Origin of the sequence: Companilactobacillus halodurans, from assembly GCF_009600985.1 — a bacterium.
In the GTDB taxonomy this organism is placed as follows: domain Bacteria; phylum Bacillota; class Bacilli; order Lactobacillales; family Lactobacillaceae; genus Companilactobacillus; species Companilactobacillus halodurans.
In genome coordinates, this window is the sequence record NZ_VDFP01000014.1 from 12,995 (window position 1) to 29,751 (window position 16,757).

Consider the following 16,757-nt stretch of genomic DNA (forward strand, 5'->3'; position numbering starts at 1 on the left):
AATTGTCTATAAATTACCATGATATTGAAATATTTAATAACTGATAATAACAGGGACATGTTATAGTTTTTAACTATAAGGGGTATAATTGAGAAAAATTTAGGGGATAAGGCTTATGCGAATTCAACAATTGCAGTATCTGGAAATGATTGTCAAAACGGGTTCTATCAACGAAGCAGCAAAACGACTTTACCTAACGCAACCAAGTTTATCGAACGCTATTAAAGAGTTAGAAAATGAAATGGGTATCAAAATCCTTATGCGAAGCAAACTTGGCGTGACACTAACCGATGAAGGACGTGAATTCATGATTTATTCGCGGCAGGTCCTTGATCAGGTGCAATTGTTAAAGGGGCGTTATGAAAAAAATACCGTGCAAAAGCAGGCTTTTTCAGTTTCGGCGCAGCATTATGCCTTCGTTGTGCATGCGTTTGTCGAGTTGATTAAGACGGTTCAGGCTGACGAGTATCAGTTCACTTTGCGAGAGACAGAAACGGAAAATATTTTGACTGATTTATCGAGTTTCAAGAGTGAAATTGGGATTTTGTATCTCAACACCTTCAATCGCCGGGTACTGGAAAAATTATTCAAGGAATACGACCTCGAATTTACTCCGTTGTTCAAGGCTTCACCACACGTTTTTGTGGGCAGGCAGAATCCTTTAACGAAGAAGTCTCGTGTCACGCTAGCTGATTTAGTGGATTATCCTTATTTATCATATGAACAAGGCGATAATCATTCGTTTTATTTTTCAGAAGAGATTTTGAGTACATTAGATAGAAAGAAAAATATCAAGGTCAGTGATCGAGCTACGATTTTTAATTTGATGGTAGGTCTGAATGGTTACACGATTAGTTCTGGTATCATCAGTAATAAATTAAATGATGATAAAATTGTCGCTATTCCTTTAGATGTCGATGATTCAATGACTTTAGGCTGGTTGAAGCACCGTCAACTGGAATTAAGCCCGATTGGAAAAGATTATTTGAAGATGTTAAAAGAACATATTCGAGGCTACGGATTCGATATTATTGGCGAGGATGTCTAGTAGACGATTATTATTTTTCCTAAATGCAAGCCGGGCGTGTACAATAGATAATGAGAGGGGGTAATACCATGGCAATGAAACCCCAAAAAATCGTAAAAATATTGAAGAAACATGGGTTTGTAGAAAAATCTCAAAATGGTTCGCATTTGAAAATGTATAACCCCGAAACTAATGTCACGTTACCAGTCCCAATTCATCACGATAAGGAACTGGAACATGGAAGTGAAAGTAAAATTTTGAGACAAGCCGGTATTCGTTAAAAAATAAATAAGGTTATATAATAAACAACTTCGTAATTGAAAACGGGTTGTTCATTATATAGCCTTATTTTGATTAATTCAAAATTTCATCTTATTCTAATAGTATGGTTAAGATAATAAAGAGAGAGAAAGGATTGATTTAAATGGCAACGATTTATGATTTTTCAGAGACAGAAATGAATGGCTTTCAAATTGACTTCAAAGATTATCAAGGCAAGGTTTTGGTAGTCGTAAATACTGCTAGTAAATGTGGATTAGCTCCACAATTGAAGGGTTTGGAAGAACTTTATCAAAAGTACCACGACCAAGGATTGGAAGTTCTCGGTTTACCATCCAATCAATTCCACCAAGAATTAGATAGCGATGAAGCAACTAGCGATTATTGTCAAATGCACTATGGAGTTACTTTTCCGATGACTAAAAAAATTGCCGTTAATGGTGAGGATGAAGATCCATTGTTTACTTATTTGAAGGATATCGGCGGTCATGGTCGTATCAAGTGGAATTTTACTAAATTCTTGATTGGTCGCGATGGTCAGTTGATTGAACGGTTTGCTCCGGTTACTAAGCCTGAAAAGATGGAGAAACAGATTGTTGAGGCTTTGGGGAAATAAATATAAATATATATGGATATTAAAAAAGTTCTGGCACATATTAAAAAATAAGTGTCAGAGCTTTTTTTATTGTGGATATTATCTCTTTTTGTGTTTCATCCGGTTGCGCTTCTCTGCAATATAGTGGAAACGAGTTACACAAGCCAGCTACTTCCGGTTAAGCCTATTTCCCAAACCGCTTGCAAAGTACGCAAGCAATTCGTGAAATTGTCTTAATCCTCGGTAGCTCCCGGGCTTGTTTCACTCTCTAGTTAAAACGAGTTACACAGGGGCAACTACCTGCACCTAAGGCTATTTCCCAAATCACTCGCAAGACCAGCGAGCAATTCGTGAAATTGTCTTAGGCTCCGGTAGCTGACCGCCCCTGTTTCACTCTCTTATATTTCACTCTCTTACATCGATGCAATACGCTCTAGTAGGTGATTCTCCTACTTCTAATCTTACTAATTCAGCGTTCAATTCTTCTAATGCTGGATTGAGTAGGTTGAATAGCCATACGGCTACGTTTTCTACTGCGGGATTGATGGTTTTGAAGTAGGGTAGTTCGTTGAGAAATTTTCCGGAGAAGGTGTCGAAGATGCTTTGTAGTTTGTTATCGATGTCGTTGAAAACTATCATGTGGTCGTTTTTGCTGTGGATTTCGCAAACAATTTCCCAGGTGTGATTATGTTGTTTGCCTTCTCCATTTTCCCATCTCATAGCGTGGCTGGCATTTACGTAATATTTTAATTTGTAGGTATGATATTGTTTGCTCATTGATTATTTCTCTTTTCTTTTATTACGTTTCAAGTCTTCTTTGACAACGTTGATGGTTCGATCAAATTCTACTTTGAAGGGTTCAGAATTCCATTCGGAAGTGGTGGTCATGCTGTTTAAGACGCCGACTAAACGAATCAAGGCACAGATGAAATTGTAGATTGGTAGCGTGATGGCGACCCACCATTGTTTGCGATAAAACTTTTTCTCCTTGGGAAATTCTTTTAATAACTCTAAAACGCAGAGATAATTGAGAAATTCGACCAAAATGTATAGCAAATAAATGATGAAATAAGACATTCCCATCATGATTGGTGAATAACGAAAGAAGAGAAGCACGATACTGGCGCATAGCCAAATCATCCGTGGAAATAGGAAGGTGTGATCGATTAAGAGCCGACGCACCATAAAGTTTTTAAAAAAGTTTTTTATACTCAAATCATTAGCATATTGATGAATGACTTCGACTTCGCCACGTTGCCAGCGTTGACGTTGGGTGTACAATTTTGAAAAATCCTTGATAGGCTCAATATAAAAAATGGCATTGGCACAAAGACCGACCTTGCGCTGCATCCGTTGCCGCAGTTGAAAAGTCATATCCGTGTCCTCGCCAATCGTGTCAATATCGTATAGGAAAGTATTCAAAACGGCTTCTTTGCGAAAGGCAGAAAATGCACCTGACATGGTGAAGAGGTGGTTATTATGCGATTCCATTGTGCGTCCTGACAAGAATGCTTGAGCATATTCGAAGTACTCGTTGTGTTGTAAAAATCCACCAAATTTTTTTAGCGAACGGCGTTGGGTCAAAATCGTTCCTGTTAATGCGGAAATGTCATAGTCATTTTCAAATCTTAATACCATGTTCATCAAAGCATGTTTTTCCAAAATGCCATCGCTATCGATATTGATGATATAAGTTCCGATTGCTCCATAAAGGGCTGCGTTTAAAGCCTCAGCTTTGCCTTTTTCAGTATGGATCAAACGAAGATTCATATCAGAAAAAACATTTTGCGCATGACCAAAGACTTGGAAACTATCATCGGTACTTTGATTGTCAGCTAAAATTACTTGAATCAGTTCAGTTGGATAAGTGGAATCGTGAATTGATTTGATGCAGGCAAAGAGGGTGTCTTCAGAATTATAAACGGGAATCAAGACTGAAATCATAGGCATTTTATCAGGCATAATCATTTTCTGGGGATGTTTGTTGTGAATCATAATTCTAATACTAGATATCATTGAAGGGATGATTTCAATGACGATGGGGATTAAGGCCCAGGTAATCCAAAAGCCCATTTTAAATAAGGTAAGATTTAACCAATAGCTCATGATTTCTCACCTCTCTTAAATTTATTTTGGATTCTTTTGACGCGTGATTGGAAAGCTGCATACAAACTCCGTGAAATTTGTGAATAGGTAAAGACGTTGTAGTAGAGCGCAATCACTAAGATGTAAAAGATTAGGCGTCCAATAATTGAGTGTGCCAAAAAGAAAGAATCGCCACCGAAGAAATGGACGATGGTAATAACGATTGCGAGTCTGATTACATTCGCTAAGTATATCCAGATGATTCCTAAAAAACCGAAAAAGGTTCTTTCGTGACGGTTAAAAATAGGATAGAAGATGGTCAAGCTGATAAAGGCCATTGTTTCAATGATTCCAGAACATTCATAATCAATAGTCATCGTTAGGGGATTGGTTGGATTATTGATACTGATCAATCCATAGTGATTCATCACGGTACTCATGTGCGTTAAATCGCCAAACCAACCGACGCCATTGATGACAGCATGAGTAAAAAACCAGACCCAATAGGGTGTACTGAAGCCAATTAAAATAAAAAAGAGTCCGGCCGTTCCCACAATAAAATAAAAAGCGGGAACGTGAGCTCTTTTTAAAACGGATAATAAATATAACCAGACAACTATTCCAACTAATAAGTATACGTTCGCAAGCTATCCTCTCTTCTTGAAGCCAAAGCCAGTTATTTTTAGAACACTAATAATAGCAATGGTAAAACCAACGCTGGCTAAAACGATTGGTCCCGTACTGCCACCAGATGCTTCTAGTGAACCAGTCCAAAGATTATTATTGGCTAATTTGATTGTTTGACCACTGGTATCTGAAACGCCTTTGAGTTTGTCTAGGGGAATAGAGGCTTCAAAAACATAGCCTGTTCCTTTGTAATCAGAGCCATCGCCATTTTTTTGGTTGATAGTTTGTCTTGAGACATAAGCGTTGTTATTTAAATTTACATTTAAGTCATCACTGGCTAAATATTCATCGAAACAGCTTTTTTTTGATTAAGATTTAAGGTAACAGTTTGATGATTATTAAAACTAATGTAAAATACTTTGTCACCGACTGTTAAGGTGTAGCCATCTGGTTGAAAATTAGTATAGCCACCGCTTAGTTTAGGATTCATCAAAACATATAAATAAATATTTTTGCCATCAGTTAAAAACGAAACGTATTTAATATTGTCGTCATCGCCTTTAATGGTCATGGCATGTTTAGTTTTATCTTTCCAGTCATCAAAATTGCCGTCAATCTTAATTCCTAAATCGCTTTTTTCATTGTTATCGACAGGCAATTGCGACGAATCAACGGTTGCAGCTTGAGTTATCGAACCTGTAAAAATTATTCCCAAAAAGAGGCAGATAATTGTACTTATAAAGACAAAGAAGCCTTTGAATTTCATTCTTATCCCCCCATATTTAAATAATTATATTCTCTATTCAAATTTAGTATATTACCTATTGGTTTAGAAAGTAAAGCTAATCTTTACTAGTCTTTGTCCAACTAAATAAATCGTGTAATTTTTGCTTTGTGGCATGAAAATTTAACGTTGCTAAAATGAGAAAAGCTGGCAAGAACTGAATCAAGTAGCGACTTCTGCCACCTTCAAAAATCAATAAGAAAATAAAGCCGCCGATAATAGTTAAGCGCATGATTTGCGTAATTTTACGAGTATCGTCCCAAGCAAAGAAAATTATTCCCAAGCAGATACACCAAAAAATCTGCGCAATGAAACGGAAATCGCCTAAATTAGTTCCGTATAAGTAGATGAAATTATCAATTACGCCGGCAACTCCATGCTGTTTAGGAATAGAGCTGCCATGGATAAAGTTTCCTTCTTTGATCCAAGCAAAAGTACCGTCAGCACTATTGTTGCCTTGTTTCTGCAATAAAAATTTTACATAACCAAAAGGTCCCATTTTTTTCAGACGCTTCTTGATTGAGTGAACGGAATAATCGATTCGGGCTTGTTTGCTGATGGTCGTCGCCATTTTGAAGGAATCTTTTTCGTTATAGCCGCCATCGCCCGACAATCCCATATTGATGAAGTGGACGATTGGTTTGGCGCGGAAAGTATTAACTCGGATATAAGTTTGTTTTTGAATGGACTGATTAAAAACGTGATATCCGCCATATGCACTGCCGGCCACCAAGATGACAAGAAGAAGCGTTGCCCACATTTTCCTAGTCGAGACGAGTAAACGAAGCAACTCAACAATCAAAATAGCAATCGCCGGAATTATGCCTGATGGTTTGACGAAATAAGCACAACTGATAGCGACGCCGAAAATTATTGCGACAGGTAGTTTATAAATAAAATTAACTTTAGTATAGGAAATAAAACAATAACATAATAAATATAAAGATACTAATGGTAAGACCCAGGTGTCGGTGTAGGGGACAAGAATCATAGGGAATAAAATGAGCCATAGAGCATGAAGATACATAGCGAGAGGCACTTTTGTTTTATCGATTAGACCGATGCTAAAAAGATTAAATATGGCAGAAAGATCAACTAAAATCAAAGTCAGATAATCAAAAAACAGCCAAGAGGTCATCTTAAATTGAGTTGCAAACCAGTGTTGAATCAAAAGCAAATTAACGTTGTTGGGATTGACGCTAAAATAACCAATTGTATTGATATTACGAGGATTTGTCAGTCCATAGTGAATAGCCCCAACGTCAAATCCGATGGCGGGATGCGTTAATTGAACAAAAATTATTTGAAGGACGATAACGATTAGCAAGAATATAGTAGCAGTGATTTTATTATTTTTTATAAAGATTTTATAAAAGAACTTATGTGCAGTTTTACTGACATATAGCAACAAAAAAATTGCTCCAGCCAGCAAAAGAAAGATTGTCGAAACTGCAGTAGTGCCAATTTTAGTTACTGCATTATCTCCCAAAATAAGATTGGGAGAGGTTAATGCAAAAAAAAATGTCAATGTAAATAAAATATAAAAAATTACTTTTAAGCTGTGATTACTAAAATTAAATAGTTTTTGTCGCATTCTTGCCCCTCATTACCCCATTTTTTCAAGCTTAACCTAAAATGGGCCATTGGTCTAGCTATTCTAAAACACAAATAGACAGAAAAAAATCGTTGGTTTCATTTATCGAAATCAACGATTTCTTATTAATATTATATATTTTTAGTTGCTGACTGAATCAGAAACGGTCCAAGTCAAGGTACCGGTGTATTTACCAGCATTGCTTGCTCCCAGTTGTTTCAAGAGCAATCCGGAGTTATTGGTCCAATCGTCAGCAATATCTTCAGTCGAGCTGGTTTCATGTGAAGTGGTGTCTTCATCAATCATGGTTGGAGTTGAACCAATAGCAGCGTAATTGGAATCGGCAGTCTTACGATAAACCAAGGCTAGATTGCTGTCTAAAGTTTTCCCATTTAAGTACAAGCCATTAGTTGATACGTTCAATTGCCAAGGTTCACGCAGACTGGTTACGCTGAGATCGAAGTCGCTGTTACGTTTTAGATACTCGGTGGTATCGCCTAAATTAATATCTTTGAAGTTTAAGTTCTTAGAAACGGTCATGCTCAAAGACTTATTCGGCTTAGTGTCAACGATATAGGTAACGGTATTTGAAACGAGTCCATTTGCTTGGTCGATAGCCTTGATCGTAACTGTCTGAGTTGAATTTTCAGTGAAGATATTCCAAAAATCGGTATCGTTATCGATTAAACTTTTTAGGTCGATAGATTGATTATAGTCATCATCCGTGGCGGTTGCGCCAGCAGTATAAGTTTTATCTCCAGCAGTGATTTGATAGATGATGTTAGTTCCTGTCGTGTCATCGCCAAAGCTGTGATTGTCGCTATAAGTTAAGTCTGTTACTAAATTTAATGCGGAATTATCAGCCTTATATAATAGGTTGAGATTGGAACTTCCGGTATTATCAAGTTTTAAACTATACTTTTTTGGTGCCATAATTGTAAAAGCAGGCGAGTTGGTTGTAGCAATGTTGTTGGAGCCAGTGAAGGTTGCAGGCTTGGTACCAACGTTAGTGTCAGAATTGACTTGATTAGCAGTGGCAGAAATCTTGATAGTTGCTGAAGTCCCAGTTGCACCAGAAGAGTTACCAATAGTTTTAGCTAAAGTGTGTTTCAAACTGCCATCAACTAATTCACTGGAGCTGATTGCTTCAGTCGTCTTGTTGGCATCGTTATAAGTAATGTAAGCAACGTTGCCATTAGCATCTGGTGTCACTGTGACATTATCGGGAATTTTAATTTGAGCGGCGATATCCTTCCAATTTTCGTTACCACGGATGTAATTTAAATCGTAATTTAAACTAAGTGAGTCACCACCAGCAACTTTTTTATCGGTTGAATCTGAAGTGATAGTTTTATTCAAAGTGTTGTCAGTGATTGAAGCATCAGCATCGCCGTAAAGCAATTCAGGAATGGAATCAAAGGCAACCAACTTCGTGGCAACGCTTGTGGAACTGCCATTAGCAGCAGTGAAACCCCAACGAACCTTGCCATCAGTCGTATTCAATTTAGTCGTATCGACATCGATTGTATCGTTGATCCGTTGGAAATTGGTGCTAGTAGTGTTGTTGTTATCAGAACCATCGGTACTTTTATCGTTATATGAATATTCAAGTTTAGCAGTGGTGCTGCCAGATTCAGCTGGAATCCATTTGATAGTGACGTGATGCCAATAAATTGGATTGCCACTAGAATCGGTATCATTGATCAAATAAGCTGCTGTTGGTTTGATGTGAACTAAGTCATAACCAGTGTCGAAAGGTACAAATTGGTTTTTCATGGTCGAGTTGGCTGTTAAATCAGCTGGTTGATAAGAATCAGCTAATCCAGGATAAGTTAAGGCGATGTGTCCGTAAGAACCACCGGCACCATAGCGAGCATCGCTTGGAAATCCGAGGTTAACTAGATTGGAAGTAGCGGTACCTAATTGAGTATCGTAACCGTTTAAAGAGTAATAAGTGTAGAGTGATGGGAATGACTTGCCATTATTATTGATAGGCTTATTGGATGTATCATAAAAATTATTTTTCTCAGTATCGAATTCCAAAGCGACACTATTTTGAACAGCGGTATTTTTAATGTAGCTTTGTTTAGCATTAGTTCCACTGACTAGAGTAACTTCGGAAGCGTCATAACCATAAACGCCTAAGCCTTCAAGACCAGCGCCCAAGGCTGCAACGCCGTTATCATCATTTTGCAAAACGAAGGCGATTCCTTCACTGTTGATATCAGACTCGCCATCGCCTGAACCAAAGTACATCCAAGCTGAGATAGTTTGTTCTTTGTTAATGTCAAAAGTTTTATCATTTGACCACATTGATCCATAAGTATTATTTGAGTTAGCTAGAGAAATGATATTGCCACTGTCAGAATTTGCCCCTGTATTATCGACGATTTGGGCAGAATTGGTGTCATAGATATCTTTTTTGTCGTAGACCTTAGGAGCAGAGTTAGAGAAATATTTATTAATACCTATCCCCTTAGGAGCGTCTTTTAAGACAGCCAAGTCAGTACTGTCGGTTAAATCGGCAGATGCAAGGTTGGTATTAAATGAAATAAATAAAAGTAACGAACTTATGATAAGCAAAAGACTGACAAGAATCTTTTTTCTCACAATTATTCCCCCAAATAAAAACAATCATCTTTATTATTTCATCTATTGTAGCACCATAAATGAAATAATATATTGTATAAAATGGCTTTAATAATACATTATTTTGCAATTTGTAACGTTTTGTTTAGGATTAAGGAAAAGATGATTTATTATTTGATAATCTTAGTATTCAATAAAATATTAAAACCAGCCAAAAAAACTTCAAAGTATTGTATGATGACTTTGAAGTAAAATGAAATTTAATTTTTGGAGGTAACAACGTGGAATTCACTAAGATTGATTTAGACACTTGGACTAGAACAGAAGTTTTTAACCACTTCATTGATCAAAAAACGACTTATAGTATGACGCACAATGTTCCAATTGATAGGGCTCTAAAATTCGTTAAAGAAAATCATTATAATTTCTATCCTCTATTTATTTTTTCAGTTTTAAAGGTTGTCAATTCAAATTATTTATATCGCATGGCTTTTAATGACCAAGGAGAATTGGGCTATTGGGATAGTTTGGTACCATTTTATTCAATCTTTGATAACAAGACGGAATTGTTCTCGAATATTGATACTGAAAACACCTATACCTTTGCTGAATTTCATCGTGATTATCTTGATGATATTAAGCAATATCAAGGCACAGGCAAACTATTCCCTAAACAGCCAGTTCCACAAAATGTCGTCAATATCTCGATGATGCCATGGGTCAACTATTCTAGTTTCAATTTGAATATTGGAAACAACGACAAGTATCTCTTGCCAATCGTGACAGCTGGTAAGTTTGAAAAAGATATCCATCAAAAAAGACAATTGCCGGTCACATTCCAGATTCATCATGCCGTTTGTGACGGTTATCAAACTGGACTATTCTTCAATCGTCTGGAAGAATTGTTGAGCCAGCCAGAAAAGCTTTAGACCATTTGTATGAATTTATAAAGAAGACTATAATTGAAAATACTGTTAGTATTTTCTGTAAGAATAAGGCAGTGCACAATGCGAGGCCTTATTTTTTATTGGTAAAAAGATTTTGTCATAGGAAGAAGCAAGGGGAATGAGCAGAAATAGGAAAATATTAGTTACTTTTGCGTTGGTTTTGTCGAATATGATGGCAGGACTTGACGCTACGATCATTAATACTGCATTACCAGCAATTATTAGTGATTTGCATGGTATTCAGTATATGGGTTGGATCGTTGCCATATTTTTATTGGGGATGGCCGTTTCAACACCGTTATGGAGTAAATTTGGTGAGAAAAAGGGTAATAAGACAGCCTATATCACCGCAACAGTCGTCTTTATGATTGGAGCTTTGTTTCAAGGATTAGCTCCTAATATTATCTGGTTTATCACCGCTAGAAGTGTCATGGGAATCGGTGCTGGTGGAATGAATACAATTCCATTCATCATCTATTCGCAGATTTTTAAAAATATCAAACGGCGGGCACAAGTTATTGGGCTTGCTTCAGCCGGATTTAGTGGAACATCCATTATTGGACCGCTGATTGGTGGTTGGATCGTTGATACATTCAGTTGGCACTGGGTCTTTTACATCAACTTGCCATTGGCCTTGTTGTCGATTCTGATTATTTCATTCTTCTTCAAAATTAAAGAAACACTCAACACGAGTAAAGTCGACTATCACGGTGCTATCTTGATGGTCCTAGGCTTATCTTCAATTTTAGTTGGTATCCAGTTGCTTGGAGTCGCCTCAATTTTCTTGACCTTATTGTTTATCGTTATTGGTGGCTTCTTGATTTTTTGGATGTCTCGTGTCGAGAAAAAAGTCGATGATCCCATCGTTCCTAATCGTCTCTTCAAAAATGAGAAATTGGTCGTTGACTTGATTTTATTCGCACTCTTATGGGGCTCTTTTGTCGCCTTTAATATTTATATTCCGATGTGGGCTCAAGGTATCATGGGCTTGAGTGCTTTAGTCGGAGGAATGACGCAGATTCCAGGAGCTATTTCTAACTTCATTGGTTCAGAAATGGAACCTTTGATTCAACGCAGAATGGGTCGTTATGAAATTATCGGTATTGGTGCGATTGCCTTTTTAATCTCTTTTGCAGGTTTATATATCGCCAAGCAAACAGCCAGTTACACATTCTTATTAGTGATGGGAGTGTTTGAAGGCTTCGGCGTCGGAATTTGTTTCAATGCTTTATTGCTTGCAGTCCAATTCGATGTCGATAGTCGGGATGTGCCAATTTCAACCTCATTTGCTTACTTGGTCAGAATTTTAAGTCAAACATTCATGTCTTCGATTTATGGAGTTATTTTGAATTTGGCTTTGATTCGTGGCGTTAAGGCAAGTAACGGTCACATAACGATGAGCATGATGAACAAACTCAGCAATGCTGCTGATGCTAAGTTTTTGCCTAAGGCTTATCTTCCTGAAATGAAGGATATTTTCTTCCAAGGGATTCACAATATTATGTTGATGGCTTTGTTGATGATTGCAGCGGTAATCGTCATTTTGATGTTCTTATTTAGAAGAGAGCATGCTAAGAATAAAGATAAGAGTAAAAGTGCAGTTCAAAAAGTGGCTTAAGAAATAAAAAGGACTACGAATTTTTTTATAAATTCGTAGTCCTTTTGTTTTAAAAGACAGTTTTAATTCCCATAATAACCAAAACTATCGCAATAAAATATTGAACTAAATAAGCGTATTTACTTTTCGATAGAAAATGTTGAACGACATAAGGTGCAATCAATGCTCCAATGGCAGCTCCGATAATTAAGGGGATTCCGGCTTGCCAATAAATACTGCCGGTCGTGAGATGTAAGGCTGAACCTAATACGCACATGCCAACTAGAACATAGGAAGAAGTAGCTGTGGCATTGAAAGTATCTAATCCTAAAATTAACAAGCCAGCTAGAACAGGTCCACCACCGCTGAGTCCAGCGACACCAACCATTAGTCCACTGATAAAGCCATAAACGGCCGCCGCAAATTTACCATGTTGTTTCTTTTTCTTAGTTTTCTTAAATTGTTGAACAAATATTCTGATTCCTAAATATACTAGAATAATTGCAATTAACCATTTGTATAATTGTTCAGGAATATACGGTGCTATGATGGAACCAATGATAACAGCTGGCAACGAAGCAAGTAACATCTGATTTCCCAAACGAAAATTGACTCGACCTTGTTTGATATAGGCTATTACTCCAATGATTAAAGGTGGGACAGCTGTAACGACTGAAGTTGCAGCAGCTGTAGCTGGAGCAAGATTAAAGGAAGACGAGAGGATTCCTAAGTAAAAAGCCGCACCGCCGCCACCTAGAGCGATAACGATCGTTCCAATCAAGATTCCAGCGATAATAAGAAAAATTGTAGTCATCTAAAGAACTCCTTTAACTGGATTCTGAAATTGATTTAGGTTATAGTGCAGTTACATGATGTAATTACACATTACACTTTGTAATTGTAGAACAAATGTCATAAATTTCAAGTGGGAGGTTTTGTTTTGACGACAAGAATTTTATCAAAAGAGAAAATAGTTCTCGCAGCAGTCGACTTGATCAATCATCAAGAAAATCTGACCTTTACACGCTTAAGTCGCATTCTAGGAACACGCTCACAAGCACTTTATAACTATTTTCCAGACGTGATGGCTATTAGAATTGGCGTAGCTATTCATTTTTATAATGATTTGTATCAAAGATTACAAGCAGATTTGTTAGGATTGTCTGGTAAAGAGGCTATCAAAGCCTTCAATAAAATATTTGTTCAGTATTCCTTATCCCATTATCCAGTGGCGCAACAAGTCATTGCAATTCCCGCTGGCAAACTTCACAATGATGATTTAGATGCTGCTATTTTAAAAATACGTAACATTGGGTTGAAATTATTGAAGCCGTTAGTACCTGATAAGAAATCACGCTTGGTAATTTCGCGAATGTTGCGTAATTTGATTATTGGCGAGATTGTTCATATTGGCAACGGTCGGTTTGATAATAAGACCATTTCAGCGGCTGATAGTTTTGATCAGATGTTAAATATTGCTTTATCAACGATTTAATTCAATGAAAAAAGATTCAATCAACGTAAAAATTGATTGAATCTTTTTTATTTGTTATAGATTTTTTTCAAGCCATTCAAGTCAGCTTGAGATAATTTAGAAACGCCTTGATCAACTGGATACATCACAGAATTAGTATAAGAACTGTGCGCCAGTCCTAAGGCATGGCCCAATTCATGAACCGCAACGGAATCTTTAACTGACATAGTTGGATAGGTCATATTCAATCCAGCTTGAGCAGTATTGATTGCGTAATTGTTCAGTTGCAACGCAGAAGGGCCACCATTTCCTAATTCGATGTTACTAGACATGATGTTAGCGATTTTTTTGTGATAGATGAAAAAAGTTATACTGTTTTGATTCGATTGACCTTGACCAGGAATCAATTTCACCAGTCCGGTAGCGTTATAAGTGTTGACCGCATCTAAAAATACCTGGCGAGCATTTTCTGGTACATTGTCTTTAAAGTGATAATAGTAAGTTCTGGAAGTAGTCATCCCCTGTAAAGGCGATTCAATCGGTGTGGTTGCTTTGCCGACCTGACTTTCAGTAGTAGTTTTAGTAGTAGTTCCACTGAGCTTTTGTTCAAGATTGACTTTAGTTAAATAAAGATATGGTTTAAGTTTTTTAGTAGTCTGCGCGACTTGTTTTTCAAGTTTAGGGACTATCTGAGGATTTGTCTCAACGACCACAAAAACAGCGGCCAAAAGGATTAACCAAGTAATCCAAGAATTCTTTTTCATTAAATACTCCCTTAAATTATGTTCTTTGTCTTAGTAATGATAGTTTTTTAAGTTACGCTTGTCCACTTAAAAAAATTATAGGTACAGAAAGGTAAATCAGAAGGTATTAAAATGATAACTTTTTTCGATTTAAAAAAATAGTCAATTTGAAATTTATTTTAAAATGTTATTTATCATTTAATAAAGCAAAATAAAATTACAAATTATTGTCCATTAAAAAAGGACAAAAGCAAGATAATGTCGTTATTTTTTAAATTTATTGGAATAATAAGCCCTTGTCTGTGGGCTTCATGAGATGTTCCTCAGACTATAAAATAAGTTCGAATAAATATTGACTCCATACGTGTTTAAACATATGATATAAGCGTAATCAAAAAAAGACAAATCTATTAAAAAAGGGAATGACTGCTATGAACAATCAAACATTGCTTTCATTAGTTGCACCCGCTGACGGTAAGTTGCTGACGCTGTCAAAAGTGCAAGATCCTGTCTTCTCACAAGGGTTGATGGGAGAAGGGTTCTCAATTGAACCTAGTTCTGGAAATATTGTTTCACCCGCAGACGGAGTAATCACACTCGTTTCAGAAACCAAACACGCTTTTGGTTTGAAGACGAGCAGTGGTGCAGAAATCCTCGTCCATTTAGGAATCGATACCGTGGATTTGAAAGGAGAGCCTTTTGAAGTCTCAATCAAAGAAGGCGACCAAGTAAAAGCTGGCGATTCAGTTGTTAAGATGAACTTGCAAATGATTAAAGATGCCGGTAAGCAAACAACTATTATTTTAGCGATTACTAATAGTAAGGATATTTTAGAGGAATTGATGACAACTGGCTTTGATAAAGATGTTAAAGCTGGTTCAACAGTTGCTGTTGCATCATTGAAATCAGTTCAAAAGAAAGTCGTTAAAAAGACTGGCGGCAAGTACGATGAATTGGCTGCTAATATAGTCGAAAATGTTGGTGGCGTAGAGAATATCAAGAGTTTGATTCACTGTATAACGCGATTGCGTTTTTATCTAAAAGATGATTCTAAAGCAAACGATGAATCAATTGAAAATCTTGATGGCGTTATTACGGTTGCTAAAGCTGGCGGTCAATATCAAGTTGTTATTGGTCAAGCTGTAACTGATGTCTATGACGCCGTTATTGCCCAAATTGGAACACAGTTTACTGATGATTCTGCAACAGCAGAGGCGGTTGCGGAAACGACTGACAAAGCTGATAAGGTCCATGACTTTTGGCCAAATGTTAAACGTGGTGCCAGCAACTTCATTGGTGTTTTGACCGCTTCTATGATTCCTATCATCGGAATCTTGGCTGGTTCTGGTATTTTAAAGGGTATTTTAGCGGCCTTGACTGGTTTTAAAGTGCTCTCAACAACTAGTGGAACTTATATCCTCTTAAACGCAATCGGGGATGCAACATTTTACTTCTTGCCAATTATTTTAGGATTTACTGCTGCTAAGAAGTTAGGTTCGGATCCAATCGTTTTAGCAATTGTTGGTGGAATTTTAATTTATCCACAAATCGTCACCTTAGCTGGCAAAGCTAGCACAGCCTCAACCAGTTTCTTAGGCATACCCACAACTTTAGTTGCGTACACTTCATCTGTCTTTCCGATAATCGTTGCAGCTTGGTTAGGAAAATACGTCGAGCAGTTCTTGAAAAAAGTAATTCCTACCTATATTAGAAGCGTCTTCGTTCCAATTCTTGAAGCTTTGATTTTAAGTTTAGTTATTATTATTGGTGTTGGCCCAATCATTACTGTTTTGAGCAAGGGATTGTCAAATGGTCTTGTTTCAATTTACAATTTCAGTCCAACGCTTTGTGGATTCGTTATCGGTGGTATTTATCAGACGATGGTTATCTTCGGTTTGCACTGGGGACTTATTCCTATCGTTATTAACGACATTGCCACGAACGGACACAGTTATATCAATTCAATTCTTTCCATAACGATGGTCGCTCAAGGTGGCGCTGTTTTAGCAGTCTTCTTGAAAACTAAGAATAAACATCTCAAAGAAATGTCTCTAGCAGCAGCCGTTTCAGCCTTTTGTGGCGTTACAGAACCAGCGTTATATGGTGTCAATTTGAAGTATAAGAGAATTTTTATTGTTGCAAGTATTGCCAGTGCTATCGGTGGTGCTTTGACAGGCTTCTTAAGAGTTGACAATTATGCTTTATCCGGTGCTTTGATAGGTTTCCCAGCCTTTATTACACCAGGAGTCGGAATTGGTAGCAACTTCTATGGCTATCTGATTTCGCACTACGGAACCTTAGTAATTTCCGTTGTCCTAGTTTATTTATTTGGATTTACTGATAAAATGTTGGTAAAGAAAGGCGATCCAATGAATCTAAATAATGTGAAATTAGCATAACAACAAAGGAGATATGA

The 16,757-nt window shown here is 37.0% G+C and carries 15 protein-coding genes and 1 pseudogene; 7 read left to right on the forward strand and 9 right to left on the reverse strand.

What is annotated here, in order from left to right:
• Positions 1-115: 115 nt before the first annotated feature.
• From FHL06_RS07765 to FHL06_RS07775, 3 genes are all read left to right on the forward strand, one after another.
• Positions 116-1,048: a LysR family transcriptional regulator gene (locus tag FHL06_RS07765; protein WP_153385663.1), complete on the forward strand. Its 933-nt coding sequence runs from the start codon at positions 116-118 to the stop codon at positions 1,046-1,048.
• A 68-nt stretch (positions 1,049-1,116) separates the two neighbouring features.
• Positions 1,117-1,308 carry a type II toxin-antitoxin system HicA family toxin gene (locus FHL06_RS07770; RefSeq protein WP_153385664.1) on the forward strand — a complete coding sequence of 64 codons (192 nt, stop codon included), beginning with the start codon at positions 1,117-1,119 and terminating at the stop codon, positions 1,306-1,308.
• Positions 1,309-1,451: 143 nt separating this feature from the next.
• Entirely contained in the window at positions 1,452-1,922 is a 471-nt protein-coding gene (locus tag FHL06_RS07775) for a glutathione peroxidase (RefSeq protein ID WP_153385665.1), read from the forward strand.
• Positions 1,923-2,306: 384 nt separating this feature from the next.
• On the opposite strand, the gene FHL06_RS07780 is transcribed toward FHL06_RS07775, so the two are convergent.
• From FHL06_RS07780 to FHL06_RS07805, 7 genes and pseudogenes are all read right to left on the reverse strand, one after another.
• Positions 2,307-2,678 (reverse strand): 6-carboxytetrahydropterin synthase, encoded by a 372-nt coding sequence (locus tag FHL06_RS07780; RefSeq protein WP_153385666.1) that lies wholly within the window; start codon positions 2,676-2,678, stop codon positions 2,307-2,309.
• Positions 2,679-2,681: 3 nt separating this feature from the next.
• Positions 2,682-4,007 (reverse strand): TIGR03111 family XrtG-associated glycosyltransferase, encoded by a 1,326-nt coding sequence (locus FHL06_RS07785; RefSeq protein WP_153385667.1) that lies wholly within the window; start codon positions 4,005-4,007, stop codon positions 2,682-2,684.
• Positions 4,004-4,627, reverse strand: a pseudogene (gene xrtG, locus FHL06_RS07790) (exosortase family protein XrtG); the annotation flags it as partial. The gene FHL06_RS07785 and the pseudogene xrtG, both read right to left, overlap by 4 nt.
• Before the next feature lie 6 nt (positions 4,628-4,633).
• Positions 4,634-4,894: a Firmicu-CTERM sorting domain-containing protein gene (locus FHL06_RS15010; protein WP_337692541.1), complete on the reverse strand. Its 261-nt coding sequence runs from the start codon at positions 4,892-4,894 to the stop codon at positions 4,634-4,636.
• A 56-nt stretch (positions 4,895-4,950) separates the two neighbouring features.
• Positions 4,951-5,379, reverse strand: a complete 429-nt coding sequence (locus FHL06_RS14685) for a Firmicu-CTERM sorting domain-containing protein (RefSeq protein WP_238333981.1) — start codon at positions 5,377-5,379, stop codon at positions 4,951-4,953.
• A gap of 76 nt (positions 5,380-5,455) precedes the next feature.
• Positions 5,456-6,991, reverse strand: a complete 1,536-nt coding sequence (locus FHL06_RS07800; RefSeq protein ID WP_153385668.1) for a TIGR03766 family XrtG-associated glycosyltransferase — start codon at positions 6,989-6,991, stop codon at positions 5,456-5,458.
• A gap of 141 nt (positions 6,992-7,132) precedes the next feature.
• Positions 7,133-9,601: an autotransporter outer membrane beta-barrel domain-containing protein gene (locus FHL06_RS07805; protein WP_153385669.1), complete on the reverse strand. Its 2,469-nt coding sequence runs from the start codon at positions 9,599-9,601 to the stop codon at positions 7,133-7,135.
• Positions 9,602-9,861: 260 nt separating this feature from the next.
• Between FHL06_RS07805 and FHL06_RS07810 the strand changes: the two genes are divergently transcribed.
• Both FHL06_RS07810 and FHL06_RS07815 read left to right on the forward strand, forming a co-directional pair.
• Entirely contained in the window at positions 9,862-10,509 is a 648-nt protein-coding gene (locus FHL06_RS07810) for a CatA-like O-acetyltransferase (RefSeq protein ID WP_162000158.1), read from the forward strand.
• Positions 10,510-10,645: 136 nt separating this feature from the next.
• On the forward strand, positions 10,646-12,145 hold the full coding sequence (locus FHL06_RS07815; protein WP_153385670.1) for an MFS transporter: 1,500 nt from the start codon (positions 10,646-10,648) through the stop codon (positions 12,143-12,145).
• A gap of 49 nt (positions 12,146-12,194) precedes the next feature.
• On the opposite strand, the gene FHL06_RS07820 is transcribed toward FHL06_RS07815, so the two are convergent.
• Positions 12,195-12,938: a sulfite exporter TauE/SafE family protein gene (locus tag FHL06_RS07820; protein ID WP_153385671.1), complete on the reverse strand. Its 744-nt coding sequence runs from the start codon at positions 12,936-12,938 to the stop codon at positions 12,195-12,197.
• Positions 12,939-13,064: 126 nt separating this feature from the next.
• Here FHL06_RS07820 and FHL06_RS07825 point away from each other — a divergent pair, with 126 nt between their 5' ends.
• A complete protein-coding gene (locus tag FHL06_RS07825) occupies positions 13,065-13,619 on the forward strand; it encodes a TetR/AcrR family transcriptional regulator (RefSeq protein ID WP_153385672.1) in 555 nt (184 codons plus the stop codon).
• A gap of 47 nt (positions 13,620-13,666) precedes the next feature.
• Here the strand turns inward: FHL06_RS07825 and FHL06_RS07830 are convergent, their stop codons facing one another.
• Positions 13,667-14,362, reverse strand: a complete 696-nt coding sequence (locus tag FHL06_RS07830) for a M57 family metalloprotease (RefSeq protein WP_153385673.1) — start codon at positions 14,360-14,362, stop codon at positions 13,667-13,669.
• 401 nt (positions 14,363-14,763) lie between these two features.
• Here FHL06_RS07830 and FHL06_RS07835 point away from each other — a divergent pair, with 401 nt between their 5' ends.
• Complete coding sequence (locus FHL06_RS07835; protein ID WP_420360961.1) at positions 14,764-16,740, forward strand: PTS sugar transporter subunit IIABC; 1,977 nt, start codon at positions 14,764-14,766, stop codon at positions 16,738-16,740.
• The last annotated feature ends 17 nt before the right edge of the window (positions 16,741-16,757 follow it).